Raw genomic sequence first — 13,107 nt, 5'->3', positions numbered from 1 at the left:
CAGGCCGACGACCGCGGTGTGGACCCCGCCACATCGTCCGGGAGCGGATCGGAATAAAGTGAGGCAATGCGCACCGAGGACGTCCTGGCCGCGATCGCGACCGGCCTGTGGCGGTGGGACAACGCATCCGGGACGGTCACCCTCGACGCCGAGGCCGCCCGGTTGCTGGAGCTGCCCGTGGAGCCCGGTACGTACCCCGCCTCCGTCGTACGCTCCCGCTTCCACCCCGTCGACTGGAACGAGATCAACGCCGTCGTCTCCCTCGCGCTCGCCGAGGGCACGGTCGCCGAGGGCCGACTCCGCATCGTCGACGACGGGGGCCGGGTCGTGCGGACGATCCGGAGCCGCTCCAAGCCGCTCGCGGCCGGCGACCACGGCACGTACGAACTGATCGGCATGCTCCAGGAGGTCGCCGAGCCCACCGAGGGCACGGCCGCGAAGACCCCCATCACCGGTGACTGGCGGCGCTCGCGGGAGGCGTTCCTGCTGGACGCGGGCCGGGCGCTCGCCGAGGCCCGCTCCACCGCCGAGGTGCTGCGGGTCGCCGCCTCCCTCTCGATGCCCGGCTTCTCGCCCGACGGGCTCGCGATCTTCGGCGCGGCCAGCGACCGGCTGACGATCATCGGCCACCACGGACACCAGGGGGCCGGTGAGGACCCGTTCAGCGATATGCGGCTGGACACCGACCACCCGGCCGCCGAGGTCGTACGCACCGGCCGGGCGGTGTATCTGCCGAACCCGGAGGAGTACAGCCGCCGCTATCCCACCAGCTGGCCGCTCGCGCAGCCGCTCGGGCGCCAGTCGTGGGCGTATCTGCCGCTGATCGTCGCGGGACGCACGATGGGCGCGTGGATGGCCGCGTTCCGGCACCAGGTCGTCTTCACGCCCGACGAGCGCTCCGTACTGACCACCGTCGCCCGGATGCTGGCGCAGGCCCTCGCTCGGGCCGGGGTCGCGGAGTCCGAGCGCGAGCTGTCGCTCGGCCTCCAGCGCTCGATGATGCCCGTCCTCGGCCCCGCGATCCCGGGGATGGCGGTGGCCGCGCGCTATGTGCCCACCGGCGGCGGCCTCCAGGTCGGCGGTGACTGGTACGACATGATCCCGCTGCCGTCCGGCCGGATCGCCCTGGTCATCGGCGATGTGCAGGGCCACGACGTGCGTGCGGCCGGGCTGATGGGCCAGCTGCGGATCGCCCTGCGCGCGTACGCCTCCGAGGGACACCGGCCCGACGCGGTGCTCGCGCGGGCGTCCCGCTTTCTGCACGGCATCACCGACACGTACGAGAAGGCCGACTACTCCAGCCCCCGTTTCGCCACCTGCCTCTATCTGGAGGTCGACCCGGCCAGCGGCGGTATCGAGATCGCCCGGGCCGGTCATCCGGAGCCCGCGGTCCGTATGGCCGACGGCACGGTGATCCTGCGGCCCACCGAGGGCGGGCTGCCGCTGGGCATCGACCCGGACTCGGACTATCCGACGACCCGGCTCACGCTGGAGCCCGGCGAGACGATGATGATCTGCACGGACGGCCTGCTGGAGACCGGCGGGCACGATCTGGACACCGGGTGGGCCCGGCTGCGGGAGGTCCTGGAGACCCACCCCGACCACGCGTCGCTGGAGGAGCTGGCGGACTCCCTCGTCCAGGCCGTCCACGGCCCGGTCTCCCACTACACGACCGGCCCGCTCGCGGACCGCCGCGAGGACGACGTCGCCGTCCTCCTCATCTCCCGCGACGGCACCGCCGCGCGCGAGGCCCCCCGCCGTACGGCCATGACCATCGCCCAGGCCGAGCCCGAGCGCATCTCGGCGGCCCGCCGGACCGCCCGGGAGCTGCTCCACGACTGGGCCGACCCGGAGCAGGTCGACGCCGCGGTGCTCATGGTCTCCGAGATGGTCACGAACGTCCTCGTGCACACCGACGGCAACGCCCTGCTCGTCGCCGAGGTGACCTCCGGTGACAGCGAGGGTCCCCGCCGGGTCCGCGTCCAGGTCAGCGACACGAGCGACGACCTGCCGCATGTGCGCCGGCCGGGCGAACTGGCGTCCTCCGGCCGCGGACTGGTCCTGATGGAGGTGCTCGCGGACGCGTGGGGCGTGGATCCGCGGGGCGAGGGCAAGTCGATCTGGTTCGAGCTCTACGAGTCGGCGAAGACGGGTGCTCCGGACACCATGGGCGGCACGGGCGGCGGCTGAGCGGGCCGTGAGGGGTGACGGGTTCGGCGCCACCGCCGTGTCCGTACGTGTCACCGCCGGACCGCTCGGTGCCCCGGCTCGGGCCGAGGCGGTCGCTCCGGTACGGCTGCCGCTGCCCCGGGGTTTACGGCTCCGCTGCCCCGAGGCCCCCGGGCATCCCGAGGCCCGTACGCGACCCGTCGGCCGTGCGCGTGACGACGCGTCCGGAGCCCCGGAGTGCCCCTGGACCGGCCGGGGGTGATCCGGCGCGGTCCGGCCCGAGGGCGGCTGACTGTCGGGCCATCTCCGGTAGGGCCTGGAGACGGCCCCCATCGCTGCGGCCGGCCACCGGCTGTCCGGGACCGCCCGGAGTGCCGGCGATCCGGTACGGGCAAGGCGGCGCGGCCGTCAGCCGCCCGCCGGGTCGAGCGCCGGGTCCGGGTCGGGCGTCGGGTCCGGGTCGAGCGCCGGGTCCGGGGCGGATGCCGCATCCGAGCCGGTCGCCGGGTACGCCGTCTCCAGGGGGCGTTCCGCTCCGAGCGCGGTGTGTTCGGCGAAGGCCGCCGGGCCGAGGGCGGCCAGGACGGCGGCGGTGACACGGTCCACGTCGGCGCGCTCGGCCAGGGGCAGCGGGGCGCCGGTGGCGAGGCGGGTCGCCGCGGCCGTACCGAGCAGCGCGGCGGCCTCGTGATGGCGGTCCGCGAGGGCCAGGGCGCCGGCGATGCCTTCCAGGGCGAGCGCGACGGCCCGGGGGTCGCCGGTCGTACGGGCGACGGTGAGGCCCTCCTCCTGGAGCCGCAGCGCGGTGGGCGCGTCACCGCGCAGTTCCGCGCAGAAGCCCAGCTCCGCCAGGATCAGCGCGTTGGCGCCGTCGAGCCCGACGGTCCGGTGCCAGTCGAGGACCGCCCGCATATGGGTCTCGGCCGCGTCCAGATCACCCTCCCGGCGGGCGCCGAGGCCCAGCCCCAGCTCGGCGTTGATCTCCCCGGCCCGGAAGCCCTGGTCGGCGGCGAGCCGCCGCGACCGCTCGTGCAGTTCCCGTGCCTCGCCGAGATCACCGGCGAGCAGGGCGATCCGGCCCAGCCCCGACAGCAGGTCCGCCGCCTGGGTGGTCAGCCCGAGGCGCTCGGCCATGCGCAGGCCCTCCCGCTGGAGGCTCCCGGCCCGTTCGTAGTCTCCGTGGATCTCGGCGAGCGACGCCAGGGGGTAGATCGTGCACAGCCGGGCGGCGTCGTCGCCCAGTTCGCGGAAGAGGTCCGCGCTGCGGGTGCCGTCCCGCCCGGCTCCGTCGAGCGCGCCGGCCAGCAGCAGCTGCACCGAACGGTCGGCGAGAGCCGCGGCCGTGCCCCACCGGTCGTTCCCGGCGCGGAAGCCGTCGAGCGCCTGCTCGGTCAGGGCCCGGCCCGCGGGAGCGTCGCCGGTCACGCGCAGGGCGTGGGACAGGATCCAGGCGGCGTGCGCCCGCCACGCGACGTCCCCACCCGGGCCGCTCGGGCCAGCCGGGCCGCTCGGGCCGCCCGCGCCACCCGGGTCGCTCAGGTCACCCGCGCCACCCGGACCACCCGCAGGACCACCACCCCCGGAACCACCGTCCGCGGAACCGTTTCCCTCCGGGCCGCCGCCCGCGGCATCGGCGCCGGCCGCCCTCTCGTACCCGGCCAGCGCGTCCTTGATCCGTACGGCGCGGTCCGCCCCGTCGCCCGCCATGATCGCGAAGGCGGTGCCCCAGACGGAGACCCGCGCCCGCAGCTCCTCGGGGGCCGCGCCCGGGGCCGCGAGTGCCGACTCCAGGGAGCGCCGCCCCTCCCCCAGCCTGCCGCGCATCACCCAGTACCAGGCGAGGGACGCGGTCAGCCGCAGCGCGGACGCGGTCCGCCCGCTGTGGAGGGCGTGCGTGAGGGCGACCCGCAGATTGGCGGACTCGGTGTCCAGCCGGTCCAGCCACTCCCGTTGGCCGGGGCCGCGCAGCCGGGGCCCGGCGTCCTCGGCGAGGGCCAGATGGTGGGTGAGGTGCCGCTCCCGTACCGCGTCGGTCTCCCCGGCCCCGGCCAGCTGTTCCAGGCAGTACGCGGCCACGGATTCGAGCAGCCGGTAGCGCGGCCCCGCGGCCACGGGCGCGGCGACCAGCAGCGAGCGGTCGACCAGTCGGACCAGCAGATCGAGGACGTCCGCCCGGTCGACCCCGTCACCGGCGCAGACATCCTCCGCCGCCTCCAGGGTGCATCCGTCGGCGTGGACGGCGAGCCGCCGCAGCACGGTCCGCTCGGGCTCCGTCAGCAGCTCCCAGCTCCAGTCGATGACGGCGCGCAGGGTCTGCTGCCGGGCGGGCGCGCCCCGCGCGCCCGAACTGAGCAGCCGGAACCGGTCGTCGAGCCTCTCCAGCAGCCGGTGCACGCCCAGGGCCCGCACCCGTGTCGCGGCCAGTTCGATCGCCAGCGGAATGCCGTCGAGACAGCGGCAGATCGCCTCCACGGCCGGGGTGGTGTCCGCGTCGAGGACGAACCCGGGCGAGGTGGCGGCCGCCCGTACCGCGAACAGCTCGACGGCGCTGCTCTGCCGGAGCGTGGGCACGGTCCACAGCGTCTCCCCGGCCAGGGCGAGCGGCTCCTGACTGGTAGTCAGGACATGCAGGCCCGGCGCCGACCGCAGCAGCGTCTCCACCAGGGTGGCCGCGCGGTCGGCGACGTGCTCGCAGTTGTCGAGGACGAGCAGGAGTTCCTTGGTCCGCAGGGCCTCCGCGAGCCGCCCGGCGGTGGTGAGCCGCGCGTCCTCGGGCAGTACGCCCCACACGGCGTCGTCGCGGACACCAAGCGCGGTGGCGACGGTTCCGGCGATGTCCGTATCCGGTTCCGAGCCCGCGAGTTCGACGAGGCAGACGCCGTCGGGGAAGGTGTCGGCCAGGTGCCGGGCGGCCTCAAGGGCGAGGCTGGTCTTGCCTACGCCGCCCGGACCGGTCAGGGTGACCAGCCGCCGGGTGCCGATGAGTTCCCGTACCTCGGCGAGTGCCTCCTCCCGGCCGATCAGCCCGGTCAGCGCGGCGGGCAGCTGGGCGCGGGGGCGCGGGTCACCCGTCGGCGGCGCGGGCGCGGCGGGTGCCTCCAGGGCCGGGCTCTGGTTCAGCATCGCCTGCTGGAGGGCGGCCAGTTCCGGGCTCGGGTCGAGGCCGAGCTGATCGGCGAGCCGGGCGCGCAGATCCTCGTACCCCGCCAGGGCCTCGCTCTGCCGTCCCGCCCGGTAGAGGGCGCGCAGGTGTACGGAGCGCAGGCGCTCGCGCAGCGGGTGCCGTTCCACCATGGCCGTCAGCTCGCCGACGAGGATCCGGTGCTCGCCGAGTTCGAGGCGTGCCTCGGCCAGTTCCTCCCGGACGACGAGCCGTTCCTCCTCCAGCCGGTTGACCGTCGCCCTGGTGAAGGGCTCCTCGGCGAAGTCCGCGAAGGCTTCCCCGCGCCACAGGTCGAGCGCCTGGGTGAACAGGGCCGCCCGCGCACGCGGTTCACGGACAGCGCGGGCCCGGTCGGCCAGCCGGGCGAAGCGGACGCTGTCCACGGCGTCGTCGGGCGCGACCAGGGCGTATCCGGGTGCTCGGGACTCCACGAGGTCACGGCCGCCCGGTTCGGCCTCCTCCAGGACCCGGCGCAGCTGGGAGACCTTCGCCTGGAGCGCGCGCCTGGGGTTGCCGGGCGGCTGCTCGCCCCAGAGGTCGTCGATCAGACGGTGCGCGGAAACGGGCCGGCCCGCGTCGACGAGGAGCGCGGCGAGCAGGGCTCTGACCTTGAGTTCGGGGATCGTGACGGGCAGGCCGTCGGCCGTCCATACGCTCAGTTGCCCCAGAACCCCGAATCGCATGCCGCAACCGTAACCCGGGGCGCGGAGGCCGGCCCTGCCGCGCGGGGGATCCCGAGGACCGGGCGCGTACCGCGGCGGCCTGTCCGAGCCGGTACCGGCCGGTCCGGGCCCGTCCGGGCCTGGGGGCTGTCCGGACTGAAAGAGCCGTACGCCCGTGCCGTGAGCCGTTCCGGGCCGTACCGCGCGGGCCCGAACAGGGCCGCAACACCGTCCGAGCCGGATCCGAAGCGCCCGGGCGGAGTCTGGGAACCGCCGCGAGGAGAGCGGTGGAAACCGAATGACGATGACAAGGAGCAGGCCATGGGAAAGCTCAACGGCAAGACGGCACTGGTGACCGGGGCCAGCCGGGGGATCGGCCGGGCCATCGCGCTGGCGCTGGCCGCCGAGGGCGCACGGGTCGCGGTGCACTACGCCCGGGACGAAACCGCCGCGAAGAGCACGGTGGCGGCGATCGAGGCGGCGGGCGGGCAGGCGTTCTCGATCCGTACCGAACTGGGCGTCCCCGGGGACGCCGAGGCGCTGTGGGCGGCCTTCGACGAACACGCGGACGGGGTCGACATCCTGGTGAACAACGCGGGGGTCGTGGGCAACGGCCTGATCCACGAGGTCAGCGAGGAGGACTACGACCGGGTGTTCGCGGTCAACGTCAAGGCCCCCTTCTTCGTCACCCAGAAGGGCCTGGAGCGGCTGCGCGACGGCGGGCGGATCATCAACATCTCCTCCGGCGTCACCAAGGTCGCCTTCCCCGCCATGACCTCGTACGCGGCGGCCAAGGGCGCCGTCGAGGTGCTGACCCTGACCCTCGCCCAGACGCTGGGGTCGCGCGGCATCACCGTGAACGCCGTCTCCCCCGGCACCATCGAGACGGATATCCACCCGTGGATGGCGGACCCGGCCGCGAAGGCGCACGCGGCGAAGTTCTCCGTCTTCAACCGGGTCGGCCAGCCGGCCGATGTCGCCGATGTCGTCGCGTTCCTGGCCACGGACGACGCCCGGTGGATCACCGGCCAGAACCTCGACGCCAGCGGCGGTTCCGGCCTCGGCCTGTGACCGCCTCCCCGCCCGGCCGCCGCGTCCAGCGGCGGCCGGGCTTCCCGGTTTCGCCGCGGCGCCGACCGCGCACCACCGGCAGCCCCGAACCGGCGAATCCCCGCACCGTACCCCCTGCGCCGGAACCCCTGTACCGAACCCCCGCACCGGAATCCGAACCCCGATCGTTTCGACGTCACTGGAGGCGTGACCATGTCCCGGACCCTGCTCGTACTCGCCCATCCCCGCGGTGACGCGCTGACCACCCAGGTCGCGGAGCGCACCCGCCGCAGACTGGAGACGGCGGGGCACACCGTCGATCTGCTCGATCTGTACGCGGAGGACTTCGACCCCCGGCTGACCCCGCCCGACGAGCCCGACTGGGAGAACCGCGAGAAGGTCTACTCACCGGAGGTCCGTGCCCATATGGCCCGGATCGAGGCGGCCGACGACATCGTGGTGGTCTTCCCGGTCTGGTGGTTCTCCCTCCCCGCCGTCCTCAAGGGGTGGATCGACCGCGTCTGGAACTACGGCTTCGCCTACGGGCGGAGCAAGCCCCGGCTCGCGGGCAAGCGGATGCTCTGGCTCGGCCTGGCCGGATACTCCGCCGAGGCGTTCGCCGAGAAGGGCATGGTCGAGGTGGTGGACCGGCAGCTGCGGGTCGGCATCAGCGAGTTCTCCGGCATCGACCGGGTAGCCGTACACCTTCTCTACGGCTCCGAACTGTCCGGCGTCCCGCACGCGCTGCGCGCCGGCCGGGTACGGGAGCTGTTCGCGGGCGCGGACGCGGCCCTGGACACCCTGCACGCGCTGCCCGCACCGCACGCGGAGGCGAAGACCGAGGCCGCCGTGCTCGGATGACGGCGGCGGCGCAGGACACCGGCCCCGGGACAGGTTCCCGGGGCGGACGCCTGTGGGGAACCGCCGGGACACCCCTGCGGGTACCGGGCATCCCCACGCGTGAGTGACGCCCGCGCCACACCCTGCGCGCGTACCACCGGACCGCCCCCGGGCGGCCTTTCGTACGGGAATCCATCCGCACTCCTGATGGCGGGACCGCGCGTTCGCGTTCGCGCGGTGTGTCACGGTCGCGATTCGTCCAGGATGGTCTCGTCGAACACGGTGTCCGACCACTCCAGGGTGTTGAGGTCCTGCTGCCAGGCGCGGCGCTGAAGTCCCAGGGTCGCGATGGTGCGAAAAGCCTTCCCGCCGATCCGGAACTCCGTCGACTTCACCTCACCGTCCTTGGACCAGACGATCTCCGGGACCCATACGCAGTCGCAGGTACGTGTGTTCACTCTGAGGTTGATCGTGAGTGCCCTTCCACCCACGAGTTCCTGCGGCAGCGCATCCCGGCCCCTGAACCTCACGGTCGCGAAGTCGGCGCCGCCGTCGAGGTCGGCATAGGCGTTCAGAGTCGCGGTTCCCCCTCCGCACTGTCCGTTCTGAAGCCCCACCAAGGTCGCCTTGTCGGCGGCCGGGGCCGACTTCCGTCCGAGGACTTTGATACGCAGCTCCTTGATCTGCAACGGTCTGCTGTCGCCCGGTTGCACATCGATACTGAGATGCGTACTTGCGGGGTCTCCCGCCGTTTCCTCGTTGATGAGCTTCGGATCCGGTCGGCCGTCTTCCAGCACGGGGATCTCGGAGAAGTCACGGGGAGGCCTGTTGACCACCCACGCCTGCCACGGGCACAGATATTCGTTGCGGAGATAACGAATTCCCTCTGTCTCGGCTTCGGACTGATCCACCTGTCTGCCTCCCGCGGACGAGGGGGGATCGCCTGGTGCGGGGGAGTCCGCTTCGGACGCGGACGAGGAACCCGATACGGACGGTTGCGGACCCGGTTTGGTGGTGACCGCGATCCTCGGCGAGAGGGAGCCGGATATGTACAAGGGCGGCTTTTCCTCGCTGAATTGATCACCAATCCATGAGAAGCCGCCGACAACTCCCAGCCCGATGACCATCACGAGAACCGGCGCGACGATCATCGTGGCGGTGAAGTTCCCGTCCCTCAACGGCAGATACCGCTGCCAACCGCCCCGCTGACTTGTGGCGCCTGGTGCGGACTGCCCATCGGGCGCGGGCTGTCCGGGAGCAGCCTGTCCGGGCGCGGGCGCCGGGGGTGGCGAGGGAGCCGCCTGCGGCCGGGCCGGCGGCTCCGGGGGTGTACCACTCGGTTGTGGCTCCGGTGAGTCCGGTAACTGCGTGGCGTCGTCCGGCATGAGGGTCTCCTGGAACAGGTGGAGTGATCGGAGGATTCCCGCCGGAGGTCGTACTGGGCAGGAAGCCGGGCAGGAATGGGTACGGCTCAGTTGTCCGCATCGACGATGACGTCGTAGTGCGGTGTGGTGAGGGAGTTGATGGCCGTGTCCAACTTCTCTGTACTGAGGATGTAGGTGCCCGGATGCAGATCCGGGATCGCCTGGTACCGGCCGGTGAAGAAGGGCTCGGTACCGGTCCAGTACCCGGACCCCAGGCTGTGCTTGAGAATCCAGCCGCCGGGCATGATGACGGCCGGGTACACCGGGCCGATTCCGTCCCGGTCGATGCTGAAGGACGCGCCGGCATGGGCATCGGCGCCCGGTGCGCTGACCAGAGTGAAGGAGAAGTACCAGACGTTGAACGGTGAGCCGGGCGTCAGCGGCAGGCATCCCCGGGCGATTACCGGGCGGACGCCGACGGCTCCGAGGCGCAGTGGGTCGGAGAAAGTGCCGCTTCCCGGGAGAGAGCCGCAGTCCAATGCCCCGGAATACGGGGTTCGGTCGGTGGCGCCACCGGCTGAGTCCCAGTCGTTGAACGGATCCGCCTCGTCGGGCGCCGGACTGTCCTCGGTGGCGGTCTCTTCGGTGGTTTCTGAAGCGGAGGGTTCTGGAGCGGCGGATTCGGAGACCGGGGAGGATTCGCTGATTTCGGGGGTCGGCGAACCGGTGCCGGGAGAAGGTGCGGAGGAACTCACCGGCGGAGAATCCGCCCTGGTCGTACGGTCGGACGAGAAGCCGCATCCGCTTGCGAGTAGGAGCCGCAGGGCGGCGTGGAGGTCCTCGCCCGGCTCGGCCCCGCCGGACGGCAGTTCCCACAGCCCGCCCAGGTAGTCCTCGGCAGGACGGTGCAGCAGCAGCACCCGGCCGACGGAATCGCTGATGACCGCGCCGACGACGTGCTTGGTGATGCCGTCGTGGTCGGCGGCTCGAATGAGGCGGTCGAGGAGAGCGGTGTGGGCGGGTGCGGTCACGGCAGGTCCTTGTGGTCGTGGGTGACCTTGGCCAGGTTACCCAAGGGCTGTCCCGCGGCTGGACGTCCACCGGAAAGGAGGGCGGGGCAGGTCGATCGGGCTCCCGCCCCGCCTTGTTGGTCGTCCGCGCTGACAGAAGACCCCGCGGACGGGAGCCCGGGCCCGTGGGCCGGCGCACCGCCTTCGCCCGCCTCCGTGATCGTCACCCGGCAGGAGGCCATGAGCCGGGCTGCTGCGATCCGGGCGGCGCCTCGGCTCCGGTATGAGCCGTGGCGGTCCGCCGGGACACAGGCAGCCGACCGTCTTCCCGGTCGCGCCTGTCTCGTATCGTGCGTCCGGCCGGGCCGGCCTGTGCACTGAGGTCCAAGAAGCGTGCGTTCGCAGTCAATGACAGGGGAGTTGATGGCCCCGACCCTGGGTGCATGCCTGGGAAACGGTCCCGGCGGACTCACCTGGAGGAGCCATGGCACGGATCCGGAAGCGGGCGGCGGTACTGGGCAGCGTCCTCGGCCTCGGCCTGGGAGTGCTGGCCCAGGGCACCGCGCACGCGGTGTCGTACACGGAGTACACGTCCCCTTCGCAGTACGGCCGCGCCACCATGAACACAACGACGCACATGCTCGAAATCTGGGACACCGACACCGACTCGCGACGGGTGACCGCGTGGGTGTGGAACCACAGCCGGGGCAGCGTCATGGTCGCTGTGGGCTCTGACGCCAACGGGAACAACGGCATGCCCGGGTACGGCACCGGCAGCTGGAACTACAGCGCCGGCGACTCGCTGGAGATCGAGGTGTGCCGCCAGAACGGAGTAGGAGGGCCGTTGGACATGTGTGCCTGGAGCTTCTTCACGGCCTGACACACGCGGTGGGCCGGGGCGACTCGCGTCACCCCTGCCCACATCCCGCACCTCCCTCGTACCACGCGCTCCGTAGCGTGGTCGGCTTCCGCTCAGTGCACGGCGACGGCCTTCTCACCGGACTTCTTTCCCTCGGCTCCCTCCGGACCCTCTGTTCCTTCCGGTCCCGGCTGCCCCGCGTCCACCCCGTCCACGGCGTCCACCGCGTTCCCCGCGGCCTCCGCGTCCGGTCCCTGGTGCCCCGCATCCACCGCGTCCGGTCCCTGGTGCCCCGCGGCCTCCGCGGCGGCGGCCGCGTTCTCCTCGCCCGCACCGATCGGCGCGACGTGCCGCAGCAGGGTGAACGTGAGGACCGCCGTGACCAGGGCGAGGCCCGCGCTCACCAGTGCCGCCGTGTGGAATCCGGCGGTGAAGGCGTCCCGGGCCACGGTCAGGAGCTGACCGCCCAGGTCCCCGGGGAGCCGCGCCGCCTCGGCCGTCGCGCCCCCGAGGGTGTCCCGGGCCGCCTCCAGCGCACCACCGGGCACCCCGGCGGGCGCCTGTGCGCTCACCTCGTCGCGGTAGACCGCGACGGCGACACTGCCGGTGCCCGCGATCCCCAGGGCCAGCCCGAGGTCGTACGCCGTCTGCCCGGTCGCGGCGGCGGCTCCCGCCTTCGCGGCGGGCGCGGCACCGACGGCGAGCGCGGTACCCAGCACACTGATCGGGGCGATCCCGAACATCACGAGCGCGAGCCCGAGGGAGACGGCCACGACGCCGCTCCCGAGGGAGAGCCCGAACCCGGCCAGCGTGACGGCGATACCGCCCACGATCACGTAGGCGGGCAGCGTCCGCCGGGCCAGGACCGGCGTCAGCTGGGAGCCGACCACCAGGCCCGCCGCGCCGGGCAGCAGCCACAGACCGGCCGCGAGCGGGGACAGCTCGCTGATGCCGAGCAGATACTGCGGCACGAGGTACTCGATGCCGTTCAGGGCCATCATGCCGAGGAGCAGTGTCAGCAGTGCCCCGGTGAAGGCGCGGTTCGCGAAGAGCCGCAGATCGAGCAGCGGGGTCTCCAGCCGCTGCTGGCGCCGCGCGAAGAGCACTCCGGCGACCACGCCCGCCGCCATGGCGGCCAGATACGTGCCCTGCGGACCGTACTCGGCGAGCTTCTTGATGCCGTAGACGGCGGGGAGCACGGCGAGCAGGAACAGCACCACACTGATCAGGTCCAGCCGCCCGGCGTCGGGATCCCGGTACTCGGGCAGCAGCGCCGGTGCCGCCACCAGGACCGGCAGCATCACCGGTACGCCGACCAGGAACACGGAGCCCCACCAGAAGCTGTCGAGCAGGACGCCTCCGATCACCGGCCCGATCGCGATACCGGCGGACAGGGCGCTCACCCACATCGCGATGGCGGTGGCCCGCTGGCGGGCGTCGGTGAACATATGGCTGATCAGCGAGAGCGTGGACGGCAGGACGGCGGCCCCCGCGACCCCGAGCAGCGCCCGGGCGGCGATCAGCATCTCCGGGCTGGTGGAGTAGGCCGCGAGCAGCGACGCCACGATCACCCCGGCGGACCCGGCGACCAGCAGCTTTCGCCGCCCGATACGGTCCCCCAGCGTACCCATGATCACCAGGAATCCCGCGGTGAGGAACCCGTAGATGTCGGTGGTCCACAGCAGCTGGCTGCTGGACGGATTGAGGTCGGCGGTCAGATAGGGGGTGGCCAGCCACAGCACCCCGAGGTCGGCGGTCATCAGCGTGACCGGCAGCAGCAGCACGGCGAGCCCGAGCCACTGCCGTGCCCCCGCCCTGTTCTGGTTCTTCGTCGTGGAAGTCATGCCAGCACTGTCCGCGCCACCGCTTCGGATCCGGCTCGGACACTGTTACGCCCCTGTTCGGCCCGCGCTCCCGCCCGGCTTCACGAGGCCGCCGGCCGGGTGACGTGAACGCCGCCCGGCGGCTGAACGGCCGGCGCCCGGCACCG

At 72.8% G+C, this 13,107-nt stretch carries 8 protein-coding genes; 4 read left to right on the top strand and 4 right to left on the bottom strand.

Going from position 1 to position 13,107, the window contains the following annotated elements:
- Window positions 1-66 precede the first annotated feature (66 nt).
- Window positions 67-2,190, top strand: a complete 2,124-nt coding sequence (locus ACFYT4_RS07415; RefSeq protein ID WP_389266192.1) for a SpoIIE family protein phosphatase — start codon at window positions 67-69, stop codon at window positions 2,188-2,190.
- Between the two features lie 387 nt (window positions 2,191-2,577).
- On the opposite strand, the gene ACFYT4_RS07410 is transcribed toward ACFYT4_RS07415, so the two are convergent.
- Window positions 2,578-6,015 carry a BTAD domain-containing putative transcriptional regulator gene (locus ACFYT4_RS07410; protein WP_389266190.1) on the bottom strand — a complete coding sequence of 1,146 codons (3,438 nt, stop codon included), beginning with the start codon at window positions 6,013-6,015 and terminating at the stop codon, window positions 2,578-2,580.
- Window positions 6,016-6,315: 300 nt separating this feature from the next.
- Between ACFYT4_RS07410 and ACFYT4_RS07405 the strand changes: the two genes are divergently transcribed.
- Window positions 6,316-7,065 (top strand): SDR family oxidoreductase, encoded by a 750-nt coding sequence (locus ACFYT4_RS07405; protein ID WP_389266188.1) that lies wholly within the window; start codon window positions 6,316-6,318, stop codon window positions 7,063-7,065.
- A 192-nt stretch (window positions 7,066-7,257) separates the two neighbouring features.
- Window positions 7,258-7,905, top strand: a complete 648-nt coding sequence (locus ACFYT4_RS07400; protein ID WP_389266186.1) for an NAD(P)H oxidoreductase — start codon at window positions 7,258-7,260, stop codon at window positions 7,903-7,905.
- Window positions 7,906-8,126: 221 nt separating this feature from the next.
- On the opposite strand, the gene ACFYT4_RS07395 is transcribed toward ACFYT4_RS07400, so the two are convergent.
- Together ACFYT4_RS07395 and ACFYT4_RS07390 are read right to left on the bottom strand one after the other, a co-directional pair.
- Window positions 8,127-9,035: a hypothetical protein gene (locus ACFYT4_RS07395; protein ID WP_389266184.1), complete on the bottom strand. Its 909-nt coding sequence runs from the start codon at window positions 9,033-9,035 to the stop codon at window positions 8,127-8,129.
- A 320-nt stretch (window positions 9,036-9,355) separates the two neighbouring features.
- Window positions 9,356-10,279 carry an NUDIX hydrolase gene (locus ACFYT4_RS07390; RefSeq protein WP_389266182.1) on the bottom strand — a complete coding sequence of 308 codons (924 nt, stop codon included), beginning with the start codon at window positions 10,277-10,279 and terminating at the stop codon, window positions 9,356-9,358.
- 463 nt (window positions 10,280-10,742) lie between these two features.
- Here ACFYT4_RS07390 and ACFYT4_RS07385 point away from each other — a divergent pair, with 463 nt between their 5' ends.
- Window positions 10,743-11,138, top strand: a complete 396-nt coding sequence (locus ACFYT4_RS07385) for a hypothetical protein (protein WP_389266180.1) — start codon at window positions 10,743-10,745, stop codon at window positions 11,136-11,138.
- Between the two features lie 92 nt (window positions 11,139-11,230).
- On the opposite strand, the gene ACFYT4_RS07380 is transcribed toward ACFYT4_RS07385, so the two are convergent.
- Window positions 11,231-12,961, bottom strand: coding sequence for an MFS transporter (locus ACFYT4_RS07380; protein WP_389266178.1), 1,731 nt, complete (start codon window positions 12,959-12,961; stop codon window positions 11,231-11,233).
- Between the last annotated feature and the right edge of the window lie 146 nt (window positions 12,962-13,107).

The organism is Streptomyces sp. NPDC004609 (assembly GCF_042873655.1).
Lineage (GTDB): Bacteria > Actinomycetota > Actinomycetes > Streptomycetales > Streptomycetaceae > Streptomyces.
The sequence above is the reverse complement of the archived record's forward strand: the minus strand, read 5'-3'. Positions and strand labels throughout refer to the sequence as shown.

Excerpts from the sequence above, each read along its gene's own strand:
- ACFYT4_RS07405 (WP_389266188.1), top strand. The coding sequence starts at position 6,316 with ATGGGAAAGCTCAACGGCAAGACGGCACTGGTGACCGGGGCCAGCCGG.
- ACFYT4_RS07380 (WP_389266178.1), bottom strand. The coding sequence starts at position 12,961 with ATGACTTCCACGACGAAGAACCAGAACAGGGCGGGGGCACGGCAGTGG.
- ACFYT4_RS07395 (WP_389266184.1), bottom strand. The coding sequence starts at position 9,035 with ATGATCGTCGCGCCGGTTCTCGTGATGGTCATCGGGCTGGGAGTTGTC.
- ACFYT4_RS07410 (WP_389266190.1), bottom strand. The coding sequence starts at position 6,015 with ATGCGATTCGGGGTTCTGGGGCAACTGAGCGTATGGACGGCCGACGGC.
- ACFYT4_RS07400 (WP_389266186.1), top strand. The coding sequence starts at position 7,258 with ATGTCCCGGACCCTGCTCGTACTCGCCCATCCCCGCGGTGACGCGCTG.
- ACFYT4_RS07385 (WP_389266180.1), top strand. The coding sequence starts at position 10,743 with ATGGCACGGATCCGGAAGCGGGCGGCGGTACTGGGCAGCGTCCTCGGC.
- ACFYT4_RS07415 (WP_389266192.1), top strand. The coding sequence starts at position 67 with ATGCGCACCGAGGACGTCCTGGCCGCGATCGCGACCGGCCTGTGGCGG.